The organism is Halomonas sp. FeN2 (assembly GCF_020595105.1).
Lineage (GTDB): Bacteria > Pseudomonadota > Gammaproteobacteria > Pseudomonadales > Halomonadaceae > Vreelandella > Vreelandella neptunia.
The window spans coordinates 3,671,616-3,696,294 of the sequence record NZ_CP074200.1 but is presented as its reverse complement, the minus strand read 5'-3'; the positions used below and the strand labels follow the sequence as shown (position 1 = coordinate 3,696,294).

The following is a 24,679-nucleotide window of genomic DNA, read 5'->3' as shown; positions in this document are numbered from 1 at the left end:
TTAGCTGCACAGGATAGTTATGACCACACTCACGTTTTCCCCAGTAACGGATGACGATTTTGCTGCTTTCTGGCCTACGTTCCAGGCCATTGTTGCAGCACAAGAGACCTATGCGTTTGCTCCGGATATCAGCTTTGAAGCCGCCCGCGATCTATGGTGTAAAACGCCAAACGCCAGTGTGGTTGCCAAAGATGAAAATGGCCAACTGCTGGGCGCTTACTACCTAAAAGCTAACGCGGCTGGCCCCGGCGATCATATATGTAACTGTGGTTATATGGTGACCCCCGCCGCACGGGGCAAAGGCGTAGCGCGTGCCATGTGTGAGCACTCCCAGCAGCAGGCCCGTGAACTTGGGTTTTTAGCCATGCAGTACAACGCCGTAGTGGCCACCAATGAAGTGGCCGTCGCCTTATGGCAAAAGCTTGGCTTTAGCATTGTGGGTACCGTGCCTAACGCTTACCGCCATGCGCGCCATGGCTTTGTTGACACCTATGTGATGTATAAGGCGCTTTAGCGGCAATACACTTACCAAACAGATCTTTACCAAAGAACTGTTTATCAAAGATATTCCACAGCAAGTTAAAAAAAACATTTAACTATACGACTTTATCGTGATTGAGCATTTTTTAATATCACAAACTAAAGATAAGTTAATCAAGCCGCTGTTGTTAACGGTCAATTGATACCTTTTAAAACTCCCCTAAGCACCAATTCAGGTGCGGGGAGTATTAGGAGAAGTATCAATGCGAAACATATCCGTTAAGAGAGTGATTGCTGGGGCACTGATTGTGCTTTTAGCCATGCTTATCCTTTTGGGTGGCATGGGCGCCATGGCGGAACGCGAAGCTGCAAAGCTGCTGGCAGAAATCAATGAGATCAGCGCTCAACAAGCGAGTGCTGCTAACCGTGCAGAAACAAACCTAATGGAAGTACGGGTAAGGCTAGAGCGTATGTCACAGCACTACCGCAATGGCAACGAAAACTATGCTGAGCGTGCGCTAGGAGAAGCACTGGTGGGTTTGGAGAACTCCGACCAACGTATCGCAGAACTTACTCGCCTTGAGCTCCCAAGTGATTCTGATCGTCGCCCACTAATCGATGAAATTGTCGATAGTTACAACCTTATTGTCACTGACACCTTACGAAGTGATTTAGCCAATGAGCGTTATGAGGCACTGGATGAATACCGTGACCCCATTAATCAGAAGTTCTCCAGCTTTAGCACTGCGATCAGTCATTTTAATGATTATGCACTGAGTAGAGGTAACCAAGTTCACTCTGAAGCACAGCGCGAAAGCGTCATTTTTGGCATTACCGTAGGCGTTCTCATCTTAACCGCGATTGTGCTCTACGTTGTTGTGCAAATAGTAATTAATCGGCTTGTTATTAACCCTCTCCAGCGGGCCGTCAGAATATGCGAAAACATTGCAAAGGGAGATTTGACAAGTCATATCGACGTCCTAGGGCGTAACGAGATTGGCCGTCTTTATAGTGCCATGGAAGATATGCAGGAGCGCCTGGAAGAGATGATCGGTACGCTTAATCAAAGTAGCGAGGCCGTCGCCTCTAGCTCGAAGCAAATTGCTAGCGGCAGCCAAGACCTCGCCTCACGCACAGAGCAACAAGCCGCAGCTTTGCAGCAAACCGCCGCAAGTATGGATGAAATTTCATCAATTGTGCGGCAGAACGCTGACACTGCCAGTCAAGCACAGCAATTGACCCAGGACGCCGCGCAACAGGCGAATAGTGGTAAGCAGGCATCTGAACGCACCAGCCTACTGATGCGGGAATTAGAAGAAACCTCGCACAAAGTCCATGACATTGTTCAGGTGATTGACTCTATCGCCTTTCAAACCAATATTTTGGCACTGAATGCCTCGGTAGAAGCTGCTCGTGCAGGTGAACATGGCAGGGGGTTTGCGGTGGTCGCCAGTGAAGTGCGCTCATTAGCAACAAAGACCTCCACCTCGTCAAAAGAGATACGCACTATGATTGAAGATATCTCACAGCGAATTGTCGTCGGCGCAGAGCAAGCAGCGAAAAATGGCCATGATATGGCAGATATCAACGAAGCTATTCGCAAAGTGACGGAAATGATGCAAGAGCTTGCTCTAGCTGCAAAGGAGCAGGAGTCGGGCATTAGCCAAGTCAGCACCGCGGTATCCCAGATGGACTCCGCGACCCAGGAAAATGTATCGCTGGTTGAAGAAACCAGCACCGCGTCAGCCTCACTCCAGGATGAAGCTACTCGTTTGGCCGAGTTAGTCACGACCTTCAAACTGAAGCGAGCAGCTAATAAGGGTACGATCCCCACCGTGACTACTTCACAGCATGCCTTTGCAGCAGCTCACTCTTATCCATCTAAAAAGTTGCCTAGTGCCACGCCAGATTGGGAAGAGTTTTAGTTCCTCCATTTGGGCCAGCAATGCTGGCCCTTTTCTCATTGAAGCACCGCTTAAGTTAATAAAAATTCACAATCAGTTAAATGCAAAAGCCTCCAGGATAAGGTACTTTCCTTCACCTAATCACAATACGCTATTAAGCAACTCCCCTTATCGGTGATGGCTAATTATGTCTGTGCATGCTTGGTTGTTCTCGCGCTTCTCGCTGCGCTCGCGGTTTATCGCTTTGATTGCCACACTGGTGTTTGCCACGACTCTGCTACTTGGCTGGGTGGCGTCGCGAGAGTCGGCTCAGCAAATGGAAGCCAATATTGGTAATGCCGCCTCAGAAGCAGCTTACCAAATGGTGGATAAGCTGGATCGCAACATGGACGCACGCATAAAAGAGGTAAAACTACTGTTGGGTATGCAGGCGCTCACTACTGATACGAACCCTAGCGCGCTGAGGGAACAGCTGGAGCGTTTACAAGACAACTATAACGTTGTGTCGTGGATCGGATTTACTGACCCCGAAGGTACTGTTCAAGCAGCTACTGGGGGAATTTTAGAAGGCGTTTCAATCGCGCAAAGGCCCGTGTTTATTGAAGGACGCGAGTCGCTCTGGATAGGCGATGTTCATGAGGCAGTGCTACTCGCTCAACTGCTGCCTAACCCTAGCGGTGAAGAGCTCCAGTTTGTCGATATTGCGACCCCGGTATATGACCGCAACGAGGAACTACAGGGCGTTCTGGCAGTACACCTGAGTTGGGAGTGGGCCGAATATATCCAGCAATCCATTTTTTCGCCCGCGAAGAAGCGGCAAAATAACGAAATACTACTCCTTTCAGCCGGTGGTACCGTACTGCTAGGGCCAAAGGCGCTGATGGGAAAATCGTTAGACAGCCTTAGGCACATACCTGGCCCCACCAATATATCGCCACAATGGGCCATTGAAACCTGGCCCAATGGCGAACAATTTGTCACCGGCTATGCGCGCAGCAGTGGCTTTGAGGACTTTCCTGGATTGGGGTGGATAGCGATTACCCGTAATCCCATTGCGTCGGCCTTTGCCCCCGTGGAGCAACTGCAGACAGCCATTATGGGCATCGGCACTCTCCTGGCGCTGCTATTTGCAATGATTGGTTGGAAGATTGCCTCTCGAATGGTAACTCCCCTCACCCGCTTAGCCAGCGCCGCCGATCAAATACAGGATGGCGAGCATGCCGACTGTATTCCTCTTGAAAACGGCTCTCCAGAAATGAAGCGCCTATCGACCTCTATGCGTAACATGGTTAGCCGACTACTGGATCAACGTCAAACGATCAACCGTTTAGAGGATCTAGCCAATACCGACCCGCTAACGGGGCTTCCTAATCGCGCCTTTCTTAATCAATACCTGCAGTTGGCCATTCCGGAAGCGGAAAGAAACCAGCAAAGCATGGTGGTCATGTATATCGATCTGGATGGTTTCAAACGGGTCAACGATGAACTGGGCCACCATGCAGGGGATCTGCTACTTATTGAGATCACCCAGCGCCTGAAAAACGCCTTGCGCAGTGGCGATGTTGTGGCGCGCCTGGGTGGTGATGAATTCGTAATGGTGCTCAAAACCAAGCAGGAGTACCTGGAAATGCTTACCCACGAAGTGAGTAGGCGTTTACTTACGGCTATCGCCCAACCGATTTTATTACCCGAAAATAAACGCGCCCACGTGGGCTGTAGTTTGGGCGCCGCTTGGTGGCCGCACCACGGCCTGCATATTGAAACGGTGCTAAAACTTGCAGATAGCGCTCTGTATGCGGCTAAAAGCAAAGGTAAACATCAGCTCGTGATTCACAAGCCTTAGTCGCTTACGTCAAAACAGTGCTGCAACTGCTGCTCCGCGGCGGCACTGCCCATCGCCGTTAACTTAGCGATATTGCGCTCAGGTATCGCGTCGGTATCGCCGTAAAACTCGATCGCCTTTTCGACGCTCTCTTCGCGCAACAGATGCACCATGGCGTAGGGAGAGCGGTTGGTATAGTTAGAGGCGTCATCGAGCTCAGCACCGTCGAAGCAGTAATCGGGATGAAAAGTGGCGAGCTGATAGACCCCTTCATACCCCTGGTCGACAAAAATGCTTTCTGCCAGCTCAACAAAATCCAGGTAGTAATCAAAGCTTTTAAAGAGCGTTGGGAATACCAGCAGCGTCGTTTCTGTTTCTGGATGCTCATCCAGCCACTGGACTTCCACCATCAGCTCCTCAAGTGCCACTTCGATCTTCTTGGAGCGCACTACTTCAACGCGGATGGTGTCACGCGCTAGCTCACGTTGAGCGAACGGGCAAATGTCGTGGGCGACAATGAAGGTGCGCACCCAGTTCAGCGTTTGCGCGGCTACTCGGTAATCTGCGTGTTGGTTATCTGCGTGCATAGCACCCTCTTTACTCATCTGGTCGGCGATGACCGACACACTGTGCGCAGCAGTTTACCAACTGTTCATACCCAACTACACATGCTCTTGGTAGCGCTTCAGAGCGACTTCATAGGATTTATGGATATGGTCGTCCATTAATTCACGTGCTGCTTTAGCCTCGCGCTGTAGCGCCAGCTCCACCAGTTGATGATGCTGCTCGTCCAGCTCTTGACGTATCATCGGCATTTTGGGCCCCAAACGGCGGTAGCGATCGAACTGGTCGTGTAACTGCTCAATAAAACGCAATAACCAGACTGACCCACACGGCGCCACCAGGGTACGGTGAAACTGTGTATGCAGATGCTCCCACTCTTCGCCTTTATCCAGGGTTATATCGGCTCGTTTCAGGCGATGCGCGGCGGCAAGCAAATCAGCCTCCCAAAGCGAGTCACCGTTAGCAATAGCTCGCTCTAGCGCCATCCCCTCCATTTCCAGACGCATTTGGGTAATATCGTCCAGCTCATCCCGCGACAACTTCGGCACCCGAAAGCCGCGCTGATTCTCCTGCACCAGCAACCCATAAGCTGCCAATCTATTGAGCGCTTCTCGTAGCGGGCTCAAGCCGACTTGATAGCGCTCTTTGAGCGCATTGATAGCGAGCTTTTCACCGGCCACAAAACGCCCGCCCACCAAATCCTTGCGTAAATGATCAAACACGCGACTTGATGCGGTACCCGCTGGCCCCACTGGCCCTAGCGACTTGGCTGACGTAGGTAGAGAATTATTCATCACGATGTCCTTTGTTTACCTTAGCTCCCGCTGTCCATTCTGTTTTGAGTGTTGACGTTGGGTCGGGCACTACCTATATTCTATTTTAGACAAGATAATCGATTTTTTAACCTACAAACGATAAATAAGGTCTGGGTATGCTTCTGATCTCCTCGTCGACTTTGCGGGATATGCATTCATGAAACCACCCACTGTCTCCTGGCAACTATTCTGGGCCTTTTTCCGCGTCGGCATCTTTGGTTTCGGTGGTGGGCCCGCCATGATTCCCTTAGTGCGCGCCGAGGTCGTCACCCGCTACCGCTGGCTAACCGATGAAGAGTTTGCCGATGTGCTGGCAATTGGCAATACCTTACCTGGCCCCATTGCCACCAAGATGCCCGGCTATATTGGCTATCGTGTAGGTGGAGTCGTCGGCTGTATCGCTGCCGTAATTGCCATCATCGTACCAATGATTGTGGCGATGATTGTCATGTTAGGCATTTTCAGCCGTTACCGCGATGTGGCATGGATTCGCGGTATGGGCCAAGCGGTAGTGCCCGTCGTCATGGTGATGATGGCGCAACTCACCTGGGACTTTTTTGATAAATCCCAGGCTGCCCTTGGCTGGCTGGTCAGTATAGCCATGGCCATCATTGCCGCCGGGCTGATCTACTGGCTTGGCATTCACCCTGGCTGGGTGATTGGCGCCATTCTAATTGCCGCTCTCCTGCGCCCTGCCGGTAACAAAAAAGCGGAGAGGACGACATGATTTATTGGGATCTCTTCCTGGCGTTTTTTATCCCAAACATTATCGGCTATGGCGGCGGCCCAGCCATTATCCCACTAATCGAAGCCGAAGTGGTTGGCCGGTATGGCTGGATGACCGCGCAAACCTTCGCGGAAACATTAGCCTTGGGTAACGCGCTGCCTAGCCCTATCGCCACCAAAATGGCTGGCTATGTAGGCTATGAAGTAGCAGGCATTGGCGGCGCTTTCATCGCTGTGGCCGCTACCGTGATCCCCACCCTGCTGTTGATGTTAGGCGCGCTAGGATTGCTATACCGTCACCGAGATTCCCCCCGGGTTAAGCGCATGAGCCAGTGGGTGCGCCCTGTCATCGCCATGATGATGGCCTGGCTGACCTTGGGGTTTCTGCTCGAGAGCCTTAACACCAGCGGCACGATTCACACCCTGATCATTGGCATAGTCGCCGCTATTGCACTGATTCGCTTCAAAACGCACCCCGCCTTTGTGGTTATGGGCGCACTGGTTTATGGCGCACTTTTCATCAGTTGAGCGTGAATATAAGCCGAGTCTTAAACCGCTAACCAAAATGCAAGGATTCACATGCACCAGGATGCTCTCTATTACCCCAGCGCCTCGCGCCGGATGGCAACGTTCGGTAAACGCGGCATGGTCGCCACCTCACAACCGCTAGCTGCGCAGGTAGGTATTAGCATTTTGCAGCAAGGTGGCAATGCGATTGATGCAGCCATTGCCACGGCAGCTGCATTAACGGTGGTGGAGCCCACCTCGAATGGGATCGGCAGCGACGCCTTTGCCATTGTGTGGGTCGATGGCAAACTGCATGGCCTTAATGCCAGTGGCCCTGCTCCACAAGCGGCAACCATTGAAGCGCTAAAAGCCCTCGGCCATGACACAATGCCCAACCACGGCATGCTTCCTGTAACGGTACCCGGTGCGCCCGCTGCCTGGGCGGCGCTATCTGAGCGCTTCGGCAAACTTCCGTTCTCAGAGTTGCTGGCGCCTGCGATTGCACTGGCCGATGAAGGGTTCCCGGTTTCTCCCGTCATTCATCAAATGTGGAAAGAAGCCTTCAACACCTACTCGGCTTACGATGAGGCTTCTTTCAAACCCTGGTTTGATACGTTTGCTCCCGAAGGGCGTGCGCCGGAGCCCGGTGAGCTGTGGCGCTCCGAAGGCCATGCGAAAAGCCTAAAAGCGATTGCTGACAGCCGCGCCAAAGCATTCTATGAGGGCGAACTGGCCGAGGCCATTGATGCCTTTTCCCGCGAACACGGTGGCCTATTATGCAAAGAAGACCTAGCAGCTTACCAGCCAGAGTGGGTCGACCCGATTAGCGTGCGCTACAAAGGCCATGATATTTGGGAAATTCCTCCCAACGGGAGCGGTATGATTGTGCTGCAAGCCCTAGGCATGTTGGAACATCTAGGCGAAGAGGGGCGAGATCGAGTCGAAACGCTGCACCGTCGTATTGAAGCCACCAAACTTGCCTACGTTGATGGCTTTGCTCATATCACCGACCTCGACGCTATGCGCCCCAGCATTGCACAGATGCTAAACGATGATTATTTGAAATCGCGTGCCGAACTGATTGGCGAACAGGCCGTTGATCCCGTCCACGGTAACCCTATTAAGGGCGGCACGGTGTACCTGGCAACGGCTGACAACGATGGCAATATGGTGTCGCTGATTCAAAGTAATTTTAAAGGCTTTGGCTCGGGAATGGTCGTTCCTGGCACCGGTATTAGCCTACAAAACCGTGGCTGGTCGTTCTCCCTCGACCCCCAGCACCCCAATGCGCTAGCCCCCGGCAAGCGCACCTATCACACCATCATCCCAGGCTTTATTACTAAAGATAACCAAGCCGTTGGGCCGTTTGGCGTGATGGGCGGCTATATGCAGCCCCAAGGCCATGTACAGGTGGTAACAGCGATGCTTGAGGATCAACTGAATCCTCAGGCGGCGCTGGATATGCCGCGTTGGAAATGGACCAAAGGCAAAACCATCGAAGTGGAAGCCGACTTCCCCAACCACTTAGCGCTTGCCCTGGCACGCCGCGGCCACGACATCGTCAAAGTCGCCGATTCAATCAGCTTTGGCCGTGGCCAAATCATTCTGCGCGATCCTGACACCGGTGTACTCCAAGGGGGTACCGAGCCACGCACCGATGGAGCTGTGCTCCCCTGGTAACAGCTCACCACTGAACTGCGTCTCCGCCGTGTTGCCGTTGAAGGCAACCGGCGGTTGTTAGCTAGCTATCTCCTCTCAATCACAGCATTATGGCTGCTCTTTTTTATTAGAGTTTTGCCTTTTTCACTATGTCACCGCCACCCTCTTCTCAAACCTCCTCCGCCTCACCACTAAGCGGCTTTTTTGGCGTATTTCGCTATAGCCGTCGTGCACTTGGCTTAGTCTGGGAAACCTCCCGTTGGATGATGCTCGGGCTGGCGCTGTGCACGCTGGTGGCGGGGGTTCTGCCTGCCGTGGCCGCCTGGGTCGGCCAACTGATTGTGGACGGGGTGGTAAGTGCGATGGAGTCTCATCAAGCAGCCTCAGATCCCGACCTGCTAGCGTCCATCACACCGGTACTAACGCTGGTGGGGATTGAAGCCGTGATTATTGCGCTCATTGCCCTGGCCCAGCGCGGCCTCTCAGCCCAACAGTCACTGCTGCGTGCGCTGCTGGGACAGAAGGTCAATGTGATGATTCTGGAGAAAGCGGGACAACTGTCACTTAGCCAGTTTGAAGATTCAGAGCTTTACGACCAGCTCACGCGAGCGCGGCGTGAAGCGTCTACGCGCCCCCTTGCACTGGTGAATAAAACCTTTGGCCTGCTGCAAAACGCTATATCGCTGGGCAGCTTTGGTGTGCTGCTGGTGCAGTTCTCCCCTTGGGCGCTACTGATTTTGGTGGCAGGCGCCCTACCGGTATTTATTTCAGAGGCCAAATTCTCGGGCGATGCCTTTCGGCTGTTTCGTTGGCGCTCACCGCAAACCCGTATGCAGATCTATTTAGAGACGGTGCTGGCACGGGAAGACAGCATTAAAGAGGTCAAGCTGTTTGGCCTTGAAGGACTCTTTCTTAAGCGCTACCGGGATATTTTTACCCAGCTGTTTGCTGAGGACAGGCGCTTAACGCTGCGCAGAGAGAGCTGGGGGTTTCTGCTCGGCTTGCTTGGCACCTTAACCTTTTATGCCGCCTACGCCTGGGTGGTCATTGAAACGATTGCCGGGGCGCTTACCCTCGGCCAGATGACCATGTACCTGATGGTCTTCAAGCAGGGACAGGCCGCGCTCTCCGCCAGCCTGACCGCGATCAGCGGCATGTATGAGGACAACCTTTACCTCTCCAATCTTTATGAGTATCTGGAACAACCAGTGGAGGAAGAGAACGGCACACTCACTCAGGGTGCACTGCCCGGAGACGGGCTACGCTTTGAACACGTTAGCTTCTCCTACCCTGGCGGCGACGCTTCTCTCCAAGAGCCGGTTCTCCACGATATATCGCTGCACCTCTGCCCTGGACAGAGCCTGGCTTTAGTAGGTGAAAACGGCTCGGGCAAGACCACTCTGATCAAGCTACTCACGCGACTCTATCACCCAACTCAAGGCCGAATTCTTTTAGATGGTAGCGATCTGCGGGATTGGAGCACTCAGGCGCTACGTGAGCGCACCGGCGTGATTTTTCAGGACTTCGTGCGCTATCAGTTGCAGGTGGGCGAAAACCTGGGCGTCGGCGATACCCATGCCTTTAACGACCAAGAACGTTGGCAGAACGCCGCTCGTCACGGTATGGCGGATGAGTTTATTACCCGCATGGCTAGCGGCTACAAAACCCAGCTTGGCCGTTGGTTTAAAAATGGCCAGGAGCTCTCCGGCGGCCAGTGGCAAAAAATTGCCCTCTCAAGAGCTTATATGCGCGAAAACGCTGACATATTGGTGCTGGATGAACCCACCGCCGCCATGGATGCAGCTGCAGAAGCCGAAATATTCGCCCGCTTTCGCGAACACAGCCGCGATAAAATGGCGATATTGATCTCCCATCGTTTTTCCACAGTGCGCAGCGCTGATCTCATTCTAGTTATTGATCAAGGACATATTATTGAACGTGGCACCCATGAAGAGCTCCTTGCCATGGCCGGCCGTTATGCAAAACTATTCCAACTACAAGCAGCAGGTTATAAATAACCACTTAAACATAAACAATTCTTATTACAATTATGATTAAATCGTTACAACGCTAATTAAAATCTGGAACGTGAACAAAAGTCACAAGCGTTACAAGGCTATCGACCTCTCTAATACTTTAAAGGTAATGTGCTCTCATGGTTTGACACTACAGGAGTGGCACATATGAACCGTCTTCATCAGATAAAAGTTAAGTATGCTCTTGCGTTTATTAGCGTTGCCTTAGCACTACTGGCTATCGTGATAGCCGATGCGCTACTCGTTAATATGGTGAAGGGTCGTTTAGACACTTTCATTAAAAATTATATTCCTGCTAGCTCCACCGTACTCAATGCCGATAGAGACCTGTACCAAGCCCGGGTAGCTGAGATCGAGTATCTGTTAGCAGACCCAGGCACAGAGCGTGCATCGGCGCTAATTGCCGAATTCGAAGAGAATTCACAGCAAGCTTATGATCGTATGCAGGGCTATGCCGAATATATGCAGGACTACCCAGAGTTAACCGCACAACTAGCCAACTTTGAAACGCTGTATAGCGATTGGCAACAAGAGGCAACACGTGTGTTTGAGTTGCATCAAAGCGGCAATAGCGCTGCAGCATTCACAATGCTTTCCGGCTCATCACTAGATAACTTTAATGCTTTACGCGATGTATATGATGTATCAGGAATGAATATTGACACGGCTATTAATCAAGCAGAAGCAGCCGTTGTTGATAGAATCAAAGTACAGCAAACCTCTACTATCATCATTGCTTTAATCATTTTTATAGCGGCAACCCTTATTGCACTATTAGGGCCACTAATGATGTCGCGGGCTATCCGTCAAATCAGTGGGCGTATTAAGGAGATCACCGAAGGTGATGGCGATTTAACCGCGCGGATTGAGAGCCAACGCCGTGATGAAATTGGTGAGTTAGCACAACAGTTCGACGCCTTCATTAAACGTATTGACGATACGCTACAGTCAGTTAGCAGCAGTACTATTAGTCTACAGCATGCCTCGAATGAAATTGCTAAAGGCAGTCAGGAGCTTGCAACACGCACAGAACAAGCTGCCGCGAATTTACAGCAGACCTCTGCTTCAATGGAGGAAATTGCGGCGGTGGTCAACAACGCCTCTGACTCTGCCCAGCAAGCTGACCAGCTGGCACTTTCAACCCGCGACCTCGCTCAGCAGGGCTTGCACTCCATGCACAGCGTTGAGCAGACCATGGATACGATCAACGACTCTTCCTCTGAAATCAGTAACATTGTCAGCCTAATTGATAGCATCGCTTTTCAAACCAACATCCTGGCGCTGAACGCGTCGGTAGAAGCCGCCCGCGCGGGTGAGCATGGCCGAGGCTTTGCAGTGGTCGCCCAAGAGGTTCGGATATTAGCCAGCCGCTCCAGTGATGCATCCAAAAACATTGCCACTCTGATCAATACGTCGTTAAGCCGCACAAAGGCGGGCGTTGACCAAGTGAAACAAACCGGAGCCACCATGCAGGAGATGGTAAAAAGCATCGAGCGTGTGGCCGACGTAATAGCTGAAATTAGCGCCGGAGCTAAGGAGCAGAGTGTGGGTATTGGCCAAGTCAACGACGCGGTCAACGAACTGGATAGCATGACCCAACACAATGCCTCCATGGTGGAAGAGTCCAGCGCTGCGGCGGCGGAGCTAAGGGAGCAAGCTGACCGGCTGGGCGTGCTAGTGGGCGCATTCAAACTCAGCAATGCTAGTGAGCAACCTGCTCTTGTCAAACCAGCTCTTGCCTCTACGATGAAGAAGCCCTCGCCTACGCCTGCTGCCCCGCGTCGTATGCCAAGCTCACAGCAACCTGAGTGGGAGTCGTTCTAAGCAACCTCCTTTAGTTTTCTATGCTTCCTTGGACTTACGCTGAGCCCAAGGAAGTTTTATTACCGGCTTATATAATGTGTATCCATTTCAGCAAGCGCTTTGTCTAACCACAGCCGCTCATCGTAATCGTCAAAGGTACGCGTATGCTGTCTGATGCTTTAATTATTGATGATGATTGTAACGTCCAACTCTTGGGCAGAATGCTATTACGCCAACACGGTTATCAGGTGATGACGGCAAGTAGTTTTGGCGAGCTGGTGCGCCAACCTGACCTGCTCAATGTCGAGCTGATCTTGCTTGATATCGGGCTAGGTGAGTTTACCAGCCTTGATATTCTGGAATATCTGTATGATTTACGCTTAAACGCTTCAATTTTATTAATTAGTAGTTGCACGGAAGAAACTGCCGCGCATGCTCTTGCAGCAGGTGAAGCAAAAGGCTTGAAAATGCTCGGTTTCCTATCTAAATCCAAGCTGCTCACCGGCCTAGCGACATTCCTTGGGCCATTAAAAAAAGCGCCCAAAACGCCTACGGGCGATGAATTGGCGAAGGCCATACGTGAACAACAGCTATTTCTAGCTTTTCAACCCCAAATAAACCTCCAGCAAGGCACACAACACGGTCAGGTTATTGGCGTTGAAGCGCTGGTACGCTGGCAAGACCCTCAACGCGGCGTGCTATACCCCGACAGTTTTATTCCTCTAGCAGAGCAAAACGGCCTGATGCTTCCACTCACTTGGTACGTTATTGAGCTTGCCATCAAGCAGCAAGCCCAATGGCTGTCACTAGGGTGGGATTTAAACGTCTCAATTAATATACCGGCGGCCTTTATTCAAGCAGAAGGCGTACTCGAAGCATTTGATCGACTCACCCAAGAGCATCATGCTGTTATTAGCAAGATCACCCTGGAACTCACTGAAACGGCGGGGGTTGAGTGTTTGGGTTACGCTTGCTACGTGCTCAAAGCATTGCGACAACGGGGCTGCAAACTGGCGCTAGATGATTTTGGTACCGGTCACTCTTCGCTGACACAGCTCTATCGGTTGCCTTTCAGCGAGCTCAAAATTGACCGCAGCTTTGTCTCACTGATCGATCAGGACAAAGAAGCACTGGTAATAACAGAGTCGATTATCGACTTAGGCAAACGCCTGGCGCTGACTGTAGTCGCCGAAGGCATCGAAACATCGGCACAGTTCACCCAGCTTGTTGAAGCTGGATGCACGGTTGGACAAGGCTACTGTATCTCTCATCCGTTGACCGCGGATGCTTTCAACACTTGGTTGCGCGAATACTCACCTTCCGCACCAACAACCCATCAAACGAGCATACTTTCTTGCTCCAAAGCCAGCTGAGTAATGGCCTCAAGAGCAACTAAACGCTCCAGATAGACGGTCAATTCGCTAAGTGGAGCTTTTAGCGCTGCTTGCTCCAATTGGCTTGCTTGCTCAGCAATCGCGGCACAGCCTAGAGAGGAAGCGGCTCCTTTTAGTGAATGGGCTTCTTGGCACAAGGCCTGTCGATCCTCTAACTGCCAGTAGGCATTCAGGCGAGCGATACGCTCACCAAACCGTTTTAAAAACGTGGTTAGCAGCGCATCCAGTGCCTTGGGTTCAAAGGTACTTTGCAGCTCTTCGCAGAGACGCTTATCGAGTACTTGCACTGCCCCAGCGCTATCGCCCAGCGATTCAGTTTTTTTAGCAGGAGCAGCAGCAGCGCGAATGCTGTCAGAATCAACGCTTTCGTCGTTTGAGAGATAGCGGCAGATCACCTGATGCAACTCATCGCGGGTAAAAGGCTTATGGATCATATCGTCCATACCGCTTTGCATGCAGCGCTCGCGGTGCTCAGGCATCACATTGGCGGTCATCGCCACTATGGGCAGCTTGGGCAGTTGATGCACAGTTTCATAATCACGCCAGCGTTGGGTGGTTTCCGTGCCATCCAGCTTGGGCATCTGCATATCCATTAACACCAAATCAAATCGACCATGGTCAGCTTTCAACTGATCGAGCGCCTCCTGACCGTTATCTGCAACTGTTACCTGCTGACCAAGGCGCTCAAGCATGACGCGTGCCACCGTTTGATTTAGCGGATTATCTTCTACCACCAAGATATGGTGATGGGGGGGCATTGCTGGCGGGTGTTCACCGCTTTGGTAAATGGTCAAAGGTTCGGTTTCCGGTAGGCTGACGGTGAACCAGAATCGACTGCCGAGTCCCTGCTGGCTATTAACACCTATCTCGCCCTGCATGGCATCGACCAAGCGCTTACAGATTGCGAGCCCAAGCCCGGTGCCTTCATGACGACGCGCCATGGAGGTATCCACTTGGGAGAACGCCGAGAAGAGCTGCGCTTGATCCGCTTCCGTGATACCACAGCCAGTATCGTGCACCTCCACTAAAATATTATCGTCTCCAAGTGGTTTTACCTGGCACTTAACGAACCCCTCTTCCGTGAACTTCAAGGCATTATTGATTAAGTTCATCATGACTTGGCGTAGCCGCGCGATGTCTCCCAACACATAGCGGGGCAGCGCCGGGTCGATAGCATAACTAAAGGTGACCTTCGCCTTCGGTTCGCGAAGAGCGTAGCTTTCACAAAGCTGGTCAATGCATTGGTGAAGATCAAAAGGCTGGATATTCAGGTCGAGGCGACCCGACTCAATTTTGGTGTAGTCGAGAATATCGTTGATCACCGCGCGTAGGCTCTCTGCACTGCGCTTAAGCGCCGCGAGATAAGTCTTCGCACTTGTTGTTTTAACCTCCTCGCTTAACAAATCCGCCATACCTACGACGCCATTTAATGGGGTTCTAATTTCATGGCTCATCACCGCCATAAACTCAGATTTTGCCAAGCTCGCTTTCTCTGCTTGCTTGGCGGCCTCGTTCAGCTCTTTTCCCTTGGCTTCTAATGCTTGTGCCTTGTGATCACTTGAACGGCTTTCCAGAATCAGCGCACGAACCAGCATGCCACCAGAAAACATTAACAGGACAATAAGCAACAGCACCAATCCGTAGAGACGCGTCAATGCGCGGTGTTCTTCACTATGTAGATGGGAAACATGGGCGTTGGTTTCGATCAAAATGTTACCGGTGAGTTGCTGTAGCTCCGCCGTTTGCTGTAGGAGGGTAGCCGTTAACTCGCTATTTAACTGGGTAGGGCTGTCCCAAACCGTTTCGAGTAGGGTATCCATCTCTAAAATACGGATTTGAGTTTGTTTAATGACCGCCTCAATATCCTCAAGTTTCGCCACGATTTTTCCTATTTCACCTTGAAAAAAAAGTGACTGTCGGCTGAAGAGAATTTCAAAACGCAGCAACACGTCATCAACCGTAGCGTTCCCTGCACTCGTTTCGAATAGCGAGAGGCGCAATTCGCGCACCTCTCGATCAAACTGATACCCGGCCCATAATAAGTTTTCGAGCAGGCGGTTCTCCAACGCATGCTGACGGTTATAAATAACCCCGCCGGTGGTTAGCGCTGAAAGAAAAAAAAGGATCGCTGAGAATGTAGCGACCCTGGTGCTGCGGGAAAAATAGAACTTCAATAAGGCCAGCATGGCAATTGTCCGATTATTTTATTCAACGTCGATGCGCGCCACCTGCCACACAGAGCGCGAAAATATCTCTTCATCTAGCAGCTCGGGATGCTGGTCAAAAGGGTAAATGACAAACAGCGGTCCCTGGTCGCGAATTCGCAGCGCTTTACCGTTTGCCTGCATGGCAAGAATGACATCGTAATTCTCAAAATTACTGATGGGCACTGTCGCGGCGTACTCATTCAACGCTACTACACGAATATCCTCCCCCTCAGCATCGACGGTTTCCAGAATAGTTCGCACCAAGGGGCCAGAGAAGCCAATCACGCCGTCGTGCCAGGGCGTACGCGTAATCGTTTCGTGCTGCCCTAAGCTTTCTAACATCGCTTTATCAAAATGGGCTTCGTCACCGACATTAGTCTGCCCAACCTTTCCACTCACTACCAATATCACCGGGCCTTCAGGTACTTCCAAGGCAATAGCCTGGGATGACAGCAAGGCCATACCCAACGCGACGATGCCCTCCCTGAATTTAAGAACCAAAGAACGACGCATTGGGCTGCACCTCGGTATTAGCGATTAATAGTGCGATGAGTATATATCGGCCGTCTGCGGATAAACTGTGAACCTTTGTGTCAACGCATCATCATCAACTAAACTTAACGTATGAGTTTGCCGCTTCGACGGGTGTGACATTTATAAGACGATAATACGGGAAATCAGCATGCATATTGGCGTACTTGAAGATGACCTCGACCAGCAGGCTTTTATTGAGCAGTGTCTACTTACGGCAGAACACCAAGTTTCGCTGTTTAGTCGCTCCAGCGAGCTTCGCCGCGCGACGCAGCAGCACACCTTTGACCTGCTGATTATCGACTGGCGACTCCCCGACAGCGACGGCATGGATGTCGTTGCCCACCTGCGCCAACACGACAGTTGGCGTGGCCCAATTTTATTTATTACCGCCAGCCAAGGCGAAGACGACGTCGTTAAAGCACTCGAACAGGGCGCAGACGATTTTCTTGCCAAACCCCTTCGCCCCAGTGAGCTCATTGCCAGGGTAAGCGCATTAGGTAGACGGTCAGGGTATGCCACACCGCGCCCAGCATCGACTTGCCCTGAGACCTTTACACTGCACACCGAAGAGCACTATATCAGCGTCGCGGGCAACGCCATTGATTTAACCGAGCGAGAGTATCGGTTAGCCACCCTCTTCTTCTCAAAAATTGGTGAGCTCATTACCCGTGCCCACTTACTAGAGCTGGTATGGGGTATTAAAGGGGATGTTTCGACGCGTACCGTTGACACCCACGTTAGCCGCCTACGCCGCAAGCTGGAGCTGGATGGCCGTCATGGCCTGCGTCTACGCAGCGTTTACCAATCAGGGTATCGCATGGAGACTTGCCAAACATCCCACCTACGACAAGTCGCCGAATAGGTTGACGCTCATATAAGCATCGGTTAAAAGATAAGAGCTGCCTTGTAAAGGCAGTTTGGTTTTATTAACGAGACGTTCTTAAAGTAAGACTTTTCAGAGACCTCATCATGCGCTGGCAAATCCCCGCGACCCGAATGAATAAGCTGCATCGCATTATCAATAATGCGGTATCGGCTAATTATTGTCGCGCGCCAGAGATGTAGAGAGGAAATTGGCCGCGGCAGGTGTCGCGGCCATGTTGTTTTATCGTTACATTTGATACTTACTGCCTGATCGCGATGTTGCCCGGCCTCCTAACCCAGGAGACCGCCCTATGGCAGTAGCAACGATTACCCGCAAACTACTCAACGCCCTACAACACTCGCGCACTCAGCGCCGTCTGTACGAAGACCCGCGCTTTCATGACCCGCACCTGTTAAAAGATATCGGCTTACGCTGGGAGCAGGGCCAGCTGATATCCATTCACGGCGTAGAGGAACCAAGTCAACGCAACCAACGCCATCAAGCTGAAACCCGCGACGCCCACGAAAAATGTCCACACTGCGGGAGTAGTTTGGCATAGCCAACGCCCCGGCCACAGGAAGTGGCCGGGGCCTTTTCACTTTATAAATCCCACAAACGCTCATTTTTACGTGCCAGCCAAGAGCCAGTCTGGTTCTTGGCATTGAAAAAAAATAGAGGTCTTGTTATTTTGAACCGTCATTTCTTTTTTTAGAGAACATCGATTCGGAGTATCTATGGAATTTCGGCAAGCTATCCACAGTGAACATGCGAAGCAACTAGACACCCAAGGGCTTCGCGACCAATTCTTAATCGAAGAGTTATTCGTAAAAAATCAGTTGACGCTGGTATATAGCCACCTTGATAGGCTCATCGTTGGTGGTGTAATTCCGGTCGACCAGCCCGTCCCTATATCTACGTCCATGTGCAAGCATACAGGCACCGATTATTTCCTCGAGCGCCGAGAGCTCGGTACTATTAATATCGGTGGGCCTGGGAAGATTACCGTGGATGGTACGCAGCATTCTGTGAATACCCATGAAGCACTTTATATTGGAAAGGGAGGCCGTGAAGTGCAGTTTGAAAGCACTAACACTTCCAATCCTGCCGCTTTTTATATCTGCTGCACCCCAGCCCATCAGACTTACCCCACACGCAAAGTCACGCTAGATGAAGCATCCCCCCAAACACTAGGCAATGCCGCGAATAGTAACGAGCGCACCATTTATAAATACTTGGTACCCGACGTGCTGCCAACCTGCCAGTTACTCATGGGCATGACGCGTCTGGAAGAAGGCAGTCTCTGGAATACCATGCCTTGCCACACCCATGAGCGTCGTATGGAGGCATACCTCTATTTCGATATGGCTGATGATAGCGTGGTCTTCCATATGATGGGCGAGCCACAAGAAACGCGACACTTGATCGTCCGCAACCGACAGGTGGCCCTTTCACCTAGTTGGTCTGTTCATACGGGTGTTGGCACAGGTAGATATACGTTTATCTGGGCAATGGCGGGTGAAAACCAGACTTTCTCCGATATGGATCATATTGCGATGGATGACCTGCGCTAACGTACAAGGAGCCATAATGAGTAATGCTTTATTCAATCTAAGTGGCAAAACAGCCATTATAACCGGCTGCAATACTGGACTTGGCCAAGGTATGGCCTTAGGGCTCGCGGAGGCGGGCTGTAATATTGTTGGAGTTAATCGACGTTCACCTGCAGAAACCCAGCAACGCGTCGAAGCAATGGGAGTGCAATTCCTGGCGATTGAAGCCGACTTGGGGTGTACCACGCCTATCGCTGAGATCATGCACAAAACCGAGCAGCAATTTGGCACTGCTGACATCTTAATCAATAACGCTGGCATTATACGCCGCGCTGATGCATTGGAGTTTACTGAGAAAGACTGGGACGATGTTCTAGACGTGAATCTCAAGAGCCTGTTCTTTCTTTCACAAGCCTTCGCTCGAGCCTGCATTAATCGCCAAGGCCGAGGAAAGATTATCAACATAGCATCAATGCTATCTTTTCAGGGCGGCATACGGGTGCCATCCTACACCGCCTCAAAAAGTGGTGTACTAGGTCTTACTCGGCTAATGGCAAATGAGTGGGCTCATCTAGGCATAAACGTTAATGCTATTGCCCCTGGTTATATGGCTACGAACAATACGGAAGCGTTAAGAAATGACCCAGAGCGCAGTAAGGAGATTCTAAAACGTATTCCAGCTGGACAATGGGGAGCGCCCGAAGATCTTGCTGGTGCTGCGGTGTTTCTTGCCTCTAACGCATCCAATTATGTACACGGTCATACTCTGGCTGTCGATGGCGGTTGGCTTGCCCGTTAGCCACAGTTTTTCTTCAAACAAAAGGCGCCCACTATTAAGTCGGCGCCTACTTATTTTGAGGCTAGATGCTCTGAGCCCCACATTCTAAATTTAAGAAGCGTCTAACGGGTCAGCAAATTTGTACTCATGAAAACCCAGTCCAGAAGAAACACGCTGCCCAGCCTTAAACAGTAGCTGGACGTACTCGTCACGTTTTTGTTCATCATAACGGACAATAGGGAAAGACAAGCTCAGCGCCGCCACCGCCTTGCCAAACCTATCAAATACAGGCACTGAAAGGCAGCGTACCCCTAATTCAGCCTCTTCTCGATCTTCAGCAACACCCGTTCTACGAATTTCAGGCAATTCATTCATGACAGCTTCAGTGCTAGTCAGCGTATGTGGAGTACGTGCTATGAACTCTGTAGTTTCAAGAATCTGGCGTGCTTTACTTTCATCTATCCACGCTAATAAGGTTTTACCCATGGCCGTTGAGTAAACAGGGCTGCGTCTGCCAATACGTGAATTCATGCACAGGTTGAAATGGGAATCATATTTATGCAGATACACTATATGCTGCCCATCTTCATCCAGGGCACCTAAATGAATAGCCTCATGAGTATTTTCAGACAGCGCCCGCATTTCAGTATTCGCCAGCTGGATCATATCTACGTTTTCGAGAGCCGCCCCTCCCAGTTCAAATAGCTTCAGCGTAAGGGCATATTTTTCCGTCTCCTCTTCCTGCACCACATAGCCTAGCTCTTTCATGGTTTGCAGAAAGCGATACGCCGTGCTTTTGGAAGTAAAAGATCGCTGCGAAAGCTCAGAAAGGCCTATGCTCGGCTGCTCAGCCAGCCCCTCAAGAATAGCGAACACCTTCATGACGGCTGCCACATTATCGGGCTTTTGCGAAGCGACCATATATCTCATACCTCGTTTCATAAAAATTGGACTATTGGTCTGAATTTACATCAAAAAACATCTAATTGCCATCTTCAAACATGAGCGGCCCGATCATAATCAAACAAAAACTCGACCAAAGTATAAAAGAAACGGCGTTTCAATTTTAAAGATACGCTGATACATTTAATACGAACCCGCGGGCCATTAAATGGAATTGTCAGTAATACGTTTGGATTCGCCACGGGATCGGACACTATCTAATAACACTAACAACGGAGAAAATATGACTATATTTCGCCAGGGGAAATGGGTAACAGGCATAGCGGCAACCTGTACTGCACTGACGCTTTCTAGCACCGCATGGTCGGCAGAAAACATTCTGACCATGAAGCTGGAGCAAACCACCAATGACCATGCTTTAACGCTTCCAAAAATTGCAATCACCCGGATATTTGAAGACTCCTCATCGTTAATGTTCGAAAAATCTTGGTTCTGGCAAGATGGCGTCCATGAAAGCGGCTGGCCAAAACACGATGAAGCATTCGTTAATTACTCTTTTCCTTCGTTTCAGCTAGACCAACAAAATCAATGGTCTTTGACACCGCAGGTTGGAGCAAAATTCAGATCTAACGTAACTCGAGCCCTTGCAGGATTGAGGATAGGCTACAAAGGAGATGGCTGGGGATTAGCAGGACGATACCGTTACGAACATGACACTAGTCATGAAACTGCGATAGAAAGCCGTGCGGGGCGGATCGATCTATATGCTACCTATAACGTAAATGACGACTGGATGCTGCTTTACAATCCCCATTACCATTTCAAACATGAAAGCAGCTCTCCAAACTTCGGCACTGGCGACCGCGACTACGTAGAACATGAATTCCTTGTCTTCAATAGCTTGAACGCTAATAACACTATCTTCGGCGGGTATGTTCATAGAGATCGCAATAGCTCAGATGCTGGCATGGATCCTGGGCAACGTAACAGTTCTTTTCTAATTGGTTATCAGTATAAATTTTAGTGTATAAAAAGGTAGGAGGAATTAATTTCTCCTACCAACTATCATCTCTGGACTAGGCAAACTGATAGCTAATTAGCAAACAAAAAGCACTTAAAGCTAAGAGAGAAATTACAATGCTAACAATACACGCCGCCATGGACAAAATATTAAAGCTCACATGCTGCCTACTTTTTATATCGATGGTGGGTGTCGCTAGTTGGCAAGTAATAGCTCGTTATGTACTCAACACACCTAGCACGATATCAGAAGCCCTGCTCAGATTCTCACTGGTATGGTTATCAATGCTAGCAATTGCTTACGTTACCGGGCAACGAGAGCATGTCAGCTTAACGTTACTCACCGACAAATTAACAGGAAAATGGAAAATTGGCTGCGACTTTTTAATGGAGTTTTTATTTATTGGATTCTCTGCCGTAGTACTTATTTATGGAGGCATGCAAGCGACCTCAAATAGCATGAGCCAAATTTACCCAATGCTTAATATACCCAAAGGTCTTCTCTACCTATCACTTCCTGTATCTGGAGCAATTATTATTGTTTACTGCCTTAATAATTGCTGCCTTATTTATAAAAATATATTTTTAACCAGGAGTCAGGCGTCATGATGTTAGATGCTGGCATTATATTAATAGCAGCATTTCTTGGCCTGCTTATCATTGGCGTGCCGATTGGCATTTGTATTGCTGTCTCTTCAATGGCAACCATACTGATAGCCCTACCGCCTGAAATTGCTATTTTCACGACTGCTCAAAAAATGGTATCAAGCTTGGATAGCTTTACACTTTTGGCGGTACCCTTTTTTATTCTTTCCGGGGTTTTGATGAATCATGGGGGGATCGCTTTAAGATTGGTTAACTTTGCCAAGTTGTTCAGCGGCCGGATCCCTGGCTCGCTAGCACATACCAATATCATGGGTAATATGATGTTTGGTGCTATTTCCGGATCCGCGATTGCTGCCTCTACCTCCATCGGTGGTGTGATGGTGCCCATGAGTGAAAAGGAAGGCTATAGTCGCCCTTTTTCTGCAGCTGCCAATATCGCTTCCGCTCCAACGGGTATGCTGATCCCCCCAACTACTGCTTTCATCCTTTACGCGCTAGCAAGCGGAGGTACATCTATTTCAGCGCTCTTTGCTGGCGGCTTGGTCGCTGGCTGCTTGTGGGGGCTAGGCTGTATGCTAGTTGCCTATATGACGGCGAAGTCTCGTGGCTACACCACAAAAATTGATTTACGGAACTCATCAGTGTGGAAGGTAATAACAGATGCCCTTCCAAGCCTGTTTTTGATTGTAATCATTATTGGTGGGATCGTACTTGGCGTTTTCACAGCCGTAGAAGCATCTGCTATTTCAGTTATATATACGATGCTGCTAACTATCTGCTTTTATAGAACTATTAATTTTTCGATGTTTCAGGCAGCGCTTATAAAAGCACTTGAAACGACGGGTGTTATTATGTTTTTGCTAGCAGCCTCTGCTGCAATGTCATTCGCCATGTCGATTACCGGGCTGCCCTCTGCCTTAAGCAGCATTATTCTTGGACTGTCTGACAACCCTGTCATTGTATTGCTAGTCATCACTGTGATGCTGTTAGCTATCGGCTGTTTCATGGATATCGGTCCAGCCATCTTGATTTTCACACCAATACTATTGCCCATCACTAATCAGATAGGGCTTGATCCCGTCCATTTTGGGATCGTGATGGTATTCAATCTTTGTATTGGTACCATTACCCCGCCTGTTGGAACCGGTTTATTTGTAGGCGCTGGCATAGCAAAAGAGAAGGTTGAAAACTTGCTTCTCCCACTATTACCTTTTTATATTATCATTATGTTTACGCTGCTTTTGATCACCTACATCCCACAAATAACGCTATTCCTACCCAGACTCATGGGCCTTTAATCTCATAATCATAAATGGAGCATATCCACATGCAAGTATTTAGTGTAAAGCACAGCGCTCTTTTAAGGCAGGATGAGCGGTTTATTGAAAAAAATGAAGTAACTGATCTGATCAATAAAACCATTCACAACCTGATTAATATACAGGATGAAACGGGTGAATTTCTGCTGCACCTCGATGATGGGAGAACCATAGATACTAAGGGCTGGGCCGGCTGGGAATGGACACATGGCATTGGCCTCTACGGCATTTATAAGTACTACGAACAAACTGGTGATAGCAACGCTTTGGCCATTATTGACAAATGGTTCAAAGAGCGATTCAACGAACGCTTAGCAACAAAAAACGTAAATACAGTATGCCCTTTTCTAACCCTTGCCTACCGCTATGAAGAGACTGGTCGTAAGGAGTGGCTCCCCTACCTTCAAGCTTGGGCCGAGTGGGTGATGTATGACATGCCCCGTACAGAAAAAGGGGGCTTACAGCATATTGTTTATAACAATGAGAACCATCAGCAAATCTGGGATGACACATTAATGATGAGTGTTCTTCCGCTAGCTAAGATTGGTCTCTTGCTAAATAAACCTGAGTACGTAGAGGAAGCCAAATACCAGTTCTTAATTCACATCCAATACTTAATGGATAGACAAACCGGTGCCTGGTTTCATGGCTGGACATTTGACGGCAACCATAATTACGCCAACGCTCTTTGGGCTAGAGGTAATAGCTGGCTCACCATTGTTATCCCTGAGTTTTTAGAACTATTGGATTTACCCGACAGCGATTCTTTCAGACGTTTCCTTATCCATGCGCTTGAGTCCCAGGTAGAGGCACTGGGCAAATGGCAATCAGACTCTGGCCTTTGGCATACCCTGCTGGATGACTCTGACTCTTATCTTGAGGCGTCAGCAACAGCGGGATTTGCTTATGGCCTTTTAAAGGCAGTAAGACTGCGTTATATCGATGCTGCATATTTCCCTATGGCTGAAAAAGCCGTCAAGGGTGTTATCGAAAACATCAATTCAGAAGGTGAACTTGAACAGGTTTCTTTCGGAACAGCGATGGGAGAGAACCTCGATTACTACAGAAATATCCCTTTAACTTCGATGCCTTATGGCCAGGCTATGGCTATTTTGTGCTTATCTGAATACATGCGGACATATCTGTAACTGCAGTAAGTCCATAGGACGCTCTACACCAATAATATA

At 50.0% G+C, this 24,679-nt stretch carries 22 protein-coding genes; 17 read left to right on the top strand and 5 right to left on the bottom strand.

Features of this window, described 5'->3' with window-relative positions; translation table 11 throughout:
• The first annotated feature begins 19 nt into the window (after window positions 1-19).
• The 3 genes from KF947_RS16955 (at window position 20) to KF947_RS16945 (ending at window position 4,227) form a co-directional block, all read left to right on the top strand.
• The gene (locus KF947_RS16955; RefSeq protein WP_223287826.1) at window positions 20-514 is read left to right on the top strand and encodes a GNAT family N-acetyltransferase; all 495 of its coding nucleotides are present in this window, start codon (window positions 20-22) and stop codon (window positions 512-514) included.
• Window positions 515-743: 229 nt separating this feature from the next.
• Window positions 744-2,405 (top strand): methyl-accepting chemotaxis protein, encoded by a 1,662-nt coding sequence (locus KF947_RS16950; RefSeq protein WP_227404586.1) that lies wholly within the window; start codon window positions 744-746, stop codon window positions 2,403-2,405.
• A gap of 166 nt (window positions 2,406-2,571) precedes the next feature.
• Window positions 2,572-4,227, top strand: coding sequence for a sensor domain-containing diguanylate cyclase (locus KF947_RS16945; RefSeq protein ID WP_227404585.1), 1,656 nt, complete (start codon window positions 2,572-2,574; stop codon window positions 4,225-4,227).
• Here KF947_RS16945 and KF947_RS16940 read toward each other — a convergent pair.
• The gene (locus tag KF947_RS16940; RefSeq protein ID WP_227404584.1) at window positions 4,224-4,793 is read right to left on the bottom strand and encodes a DUF1415 domain-containing protein; all 570 of its coding nucleotides are present in this window, start codon (window positions 4,791-4,793) and stop codon (window positions 4,224-4,226) included. The two genes, KF947_RS16945 and KF947_RS16940, sit on opposite strands and share 4 nt — an antisense overlap.
• Window positions 4,794-4,868: 75 nt before the next feature.
• Window positions 4,869-5,564, bottom strand: a complete 696-nt coding sequence (locus KF947_RS16935; RefSeq protein ID WP_227404583.1) for a GntR family transcriptional regulator — start codon at window positions 5,562-5,564, stop codon at window positions 4,869-4,871.
• Window positions 5,565-5,742: 178 nt separating this feature from the next.
• Between KF947_RS16935 and KF947_RS16930 the strand changes: the two genes are divergently transcribed.
• The 6 genes from KF947_RS16930 (at window position 5,743) to KF947_RS16905 (ending at window position 13,689) form a co-directional block, all read left to right on the top strand.
• Entirely contained in the window at window positions 5,743-6,312 is a 570-nt protein-coding gene (locus tag KF947_RS16930) for a chromate transporter (RefSeq protein WP_227404582.1), read from the top strand.
• Window positions 6,309-6,839 (top strand): chromate transporter, encoded by a 531-nt coding sequence (locus KF947_RS16925; protein WP_227404581.1) that lies wholly within the window; start codon window positions 6,309-6,311, stop codon window positions 6,837-6,839. The genes KF947_RS16930 and KF947_RS16925 overlap by 4 nt, the downstream gene beginning before the upstream one ends.
• Before the next feature lie 51 nt (window positions 6,840-6,890).
• A complete protein-coding gene (locus KF947_RS16920; protein WP_227404580.1) occupies window positions 6,891-8,498 on the top strand; it encodes a gamma-glutamyltransferase family protein in 1,608 nt (535 codons plus the stop codon).
• A gap of 128 nt (window positions 8,499-8,626) precedes the next feature.
• A complete protein-coding gene (locus KF947_RS16915; protein WP_227404579.1) occupies window positions 8,627-10,495 on the top strand; it encodes an ABC transporter ATP-binding protein in 1,869 nt (622 codons plus the stop codon).
• Window positions 10,496-10,660: 165 nt separating this feature from the next.
• A complete protein-coding gene (locus KF947_RS16910) occupies window positions 10,661-12,337 on the top strand; it encodes a methyl-accepting chemotaxis protein (protein ID WP_227404578.1) in 1,677 nt (558 codons plus the stop codon).
• Window positions 12,338-12,480: 143 nt separating this feature from the next.
• Window positions 12,481-13,689, top strand: coding sequence for an EAL domain-containing response regulator (locus KF947_RS16905; RefSeq protein ID WP_227404577.1), 1,209 nt, complete (start codon window positions 12,481-12,483; stop codon window positions 13,687-13,689).
• Here KF947_RS16905 and KF947_RS16900 read toward each other — a convergent pair.
• A complete protein-coding gene (locus KF947_RS16900; protein ID WP_227404576.1) occupies window positions 13,653-15,896 on the bottom strand; it encodes an ATP-binding protein in 2,244 nt (747 codons plus the stop codon). The genes KF947_RS16905 and KF947_RS16900 overlap by 37 nt on opposite strands.
• Window positions 15,897-15,914: 18 nt before the next feature.
• Window positions 15,915-16,430 (bottom strand): molybdopterin-dependent oxidoreductase, encoded by a 516-nt coding sequence (locus KF947_RS16895; protein WP_166650359.1) that lies wholly within the window; start codon window positions 16,428-16,430, stop codon window positions 15,915-15,917.
• A gap of 169 nt (window positions 16,431-16,599) precedes the next feature.
• On the opposite strand from KF947_RS16895, the gene KF947_RS16890 reads away from it, so the two are divergent.
• From KF947_RS16890 to kduD, 4 genes are all read left to right on the top strand, one after another.
• Window positions 16,600-17,313: a response regulator transcription factor gene (locus KF947_RS16890; RefSeq protein WP_227404575.1), complete on the top strand. Its 714-nt coding sequence runs from the start codon at window positions 16,600-16,602 to the stop codon at window positions 17,311-17,313.
• Window positions 17,314-17,626: 313 nt separating this feature from the next.
• A complete protein-coding gene (locus KF947_RS16885; protein WP_227404574.1) occupies window positions 17,627-17,875 on the top strand; it encodes a hypothetical protein in 249 nt (82 codons plus the stop codon).
• 175 nt (window positions 17,876-18,050) lie between these two features.
• Window positions 18,051-18,887, top strand: coding sequence for a 5-dehydro-4-deoxy-D-glucuronate isomerase (gene kduI, locus KF947_RS16880; RefSeq protein ID WP_227404573.1), 837 nt, complete (start codon window positions 18,051-18,053; stop codon window positions 18,885-18,887).
• A 16-nt stretch (window positions 18,888-18,903) separates the two neighbouring features.
• Entirely contained in the window at window positions 18,904-19,665 is a 762-nt protein-coding gene (gene kduD / locus KF947_RS16875; RefSeq protein ID WP_227404572.1) for a 2-dehydro-3-deoxy-D-gluconate 5-dehydrogenase KduD, read from the top strand.
• Window positions 19,666-19,755: 90 nt separating this feature from the next.
• Here the strand turns inward: kduD and kdgR are convergent, their stop codons facing one another.
• Window positions 19,756-20,565 carry a DNA-binding transcriptional regulator KdgR gene (gene kdgR, locus KF947_RS16870; RefSeq protein ID WP_227404571.1) on the bottom strand — a complete coding sequence of 270 codons (810 nt, stop codon included), beginning with the start codon at window positions 20,563-20,565 and terminating at the stop codon, window positions 19,756-19,758.
• 265 nt (window positions 20,566-20,830) lie between these two features.
• Between kdgR and KF947_RS16865 the strand changes: the two genes are divergently transcribed.
• The 4 genes from KF947_RS16865 (at window position 20,831) to KF947_RS16850 (ending at window position 24,640) form a co-directional block, all read left to right on the top strand.
• Window positions 20,831-21,571 (top strand): oligogalacturonate-specific porin KdgM family protein, encoded by a 741-nt coding sequence (locus KF947_RS16865; RefSeq protein ID WP_227404570.1) that lies wholly within the window; start codon window positions 20,831-20,833, stop codon window positions 21,569-21,571.
• Between the two features lie 113 nt (window positions 21,572-21,684).
• Window positions 21,685-22,176: a TRAP transporter small permease gene (locus KF947_RS16860; protein ID WP_227404569.1), complete on the top strand. Its 492-nt coding sequence runs from the start codon at window positions 21,685-21,687 to the stop codon at window positions 22,174-22,176.
• Window positions 22,173-23,471 (top strand): TRAP transporter large permease, encoded by a 1,299-nt coding sequence (locus KF947_RS16855; RefSeq protein WP_227404568.1) that lies wholly within the window; start codon window positions 22,173-22,175, stop codon window positions 23,469-23,471. Before KF947_RS16860 ends, KF947_RS16855 begins: the two co-directional genes overlap by 4 nt.
• Before the next feature lie 29 nt (window positions 23,472-23,500).
• Window positions 23,501-24,640, top strand: coding sequence for a glycoside hydrolase family 105 protein (locus KF947_RS16850; protein WP_227404567.1), 1,140 nt, complete (start codon window positions 23,501-23,503; stop codon window positions 24,638-24,640).
• The last annotated feature ends 39 nt before the right edge of the window (window positions 24,641-24,679 follow it).

Coding starts and splice junctions, on each gene's coding strand:
- kduD (WP_227404572.1), top strand. CDS start 18,904: ATGAGTAATGCTTTATTCAATCTAAGTGGCAAAACAGCCATTATAACC.
- KF947_RS16885 (WP_227404574.1), top strand. CDS start 17,627: ATGGCAGTAGCAACGATTACCCGCAAACTACTCAACGCCCTACAACAC.
- KF947_RS16900 (WP_227404576.1), bottom strand. CDS start 15,896: ATGCTGGCCTTATTGAAGTTCTATTTTTCCCGCAGCACCAGGGTCGCT.
- KF947_RS16890 (WP_227404575.1), top strand. CDS start 16,600: ATGCATATTGGCGTACTTGAAGATGACCTCGACCAGCAGGCTTTTATT.
- KF947_RS16945 (WP_227404585.1), top strand. CDS start 2,572: ATGTCTGTGCATGCTTGGTTGTTCTCGCGCTTCTCGCTGCGCTCGCGG.
- KF947_RS16905 (WP_227404577.1), top strand. CDS start 12,481: ATGCTGTCTGATGCTTTAATTATTGATGATGATTGTAACGTCCAACTC.
- KF947_RS16940 (WP_227404584.1), bottom strand. CDS start 4,793: ATGCACGCAGATAACCAACACGCAGATTACCGAGTAGCCGCGCAAACG.
- kdgR (WP_227404571.1), bottom strand. CDS start 20,565: ATGGTCGCTTCGCAAAAGCCCGATAATGTGGCAGCCGTCATGAAGGTG.
- KF947_RS16855 (WP_227404568.1), top strand. CDS start 22,173: ATGATGTTAGATGCTGGCATTATATTAATAGCAGCATTTCTTGGCCTG.
- KF947_RS16910 (WP_227404578.1), top strand. CDS start 10,661: ATGAACCGTCTTCATCAGATAAAAGTTAAGTATGCTCTTGCGTTTATT.
- KF947_RS16865 (WP_227404570.1), top strand. CDS start 20,831: ATGACTATATTTCGCCAGGGGAAATGGGTAACAGGCATAGCGGCAACC.
- KF947_RS16955 (WP_223287826.1), top strand. CDS start 20: ATGACCACACTCACGTTTTCCCCAGTAACGGATGACGATTTTGCTGCT.
- KF947_RS16950 (WP_227404586.1), top strand. CDS start 744: ATGCGAAACATATCCGTTAAGAGAGTGATTGCTGGGGCACTGATTGTG.
- KF947_RS16925 (WP_227404581.1), top strand. CDS start 6,309: ATGATTTATTGGGATCTCTTCCTGGCGTTTTTTATCCCAAACATTATC.
- KF947_RS16895 (WP_166650359.1), bottom strand. CDS start 16,430: ATGCGTCGTTCTTTGGTTCTTAAATTCAGGGAGGGCATCGTCGCGTTG.
- kduI (WP_227404573.1), top strand. CDS start 18,051: ATGGAATTTCGGCAAGCTATCCACAGTGAACATGCGAAGCAACTAGAC.
- KF947_RS16915 (WP_227404579.1), top strand. CDS start 8,627: ATGTCACCGCCACCCTCTTCTCAAACCTCCTCCGCCTCACCACTAAGC.
- KF947_RS16860 (WP_227404569.1), top strand. CDS start 21,685: ATGCTAACAATACACGCCGCCATGGACAAAATATTAAAGCTCACATGC.
- KF947_RS16850 (WP_227404567.1), top strand. CDS start 23,501: ATGCAAGTATTTAGTGTAAAGCACAGCGCTCTTTTAAGGCAGGATGAG.
- KF947_RS16930 (WP_227404582.1), top strand. CDS start 5,743: ATGAAACCACCCACTGTCTCCTGGCAACTATTCTGGGCCTTTTTCCGC.
- KF947_RS16935 (WP_227404583.1), bottom strand. CDS start 5,564: ATGAATAATTCTCTACCTACGTCAGCCAAGTCGCTAGGGCCAGTGGGG.
- KF947_RS16920 (WP_227404580.1), top strand. CDS start 6,891: ATGCACCAGGATGCTCTCTATTACCCCAGCGCCTCGCGCCGGATGGCA.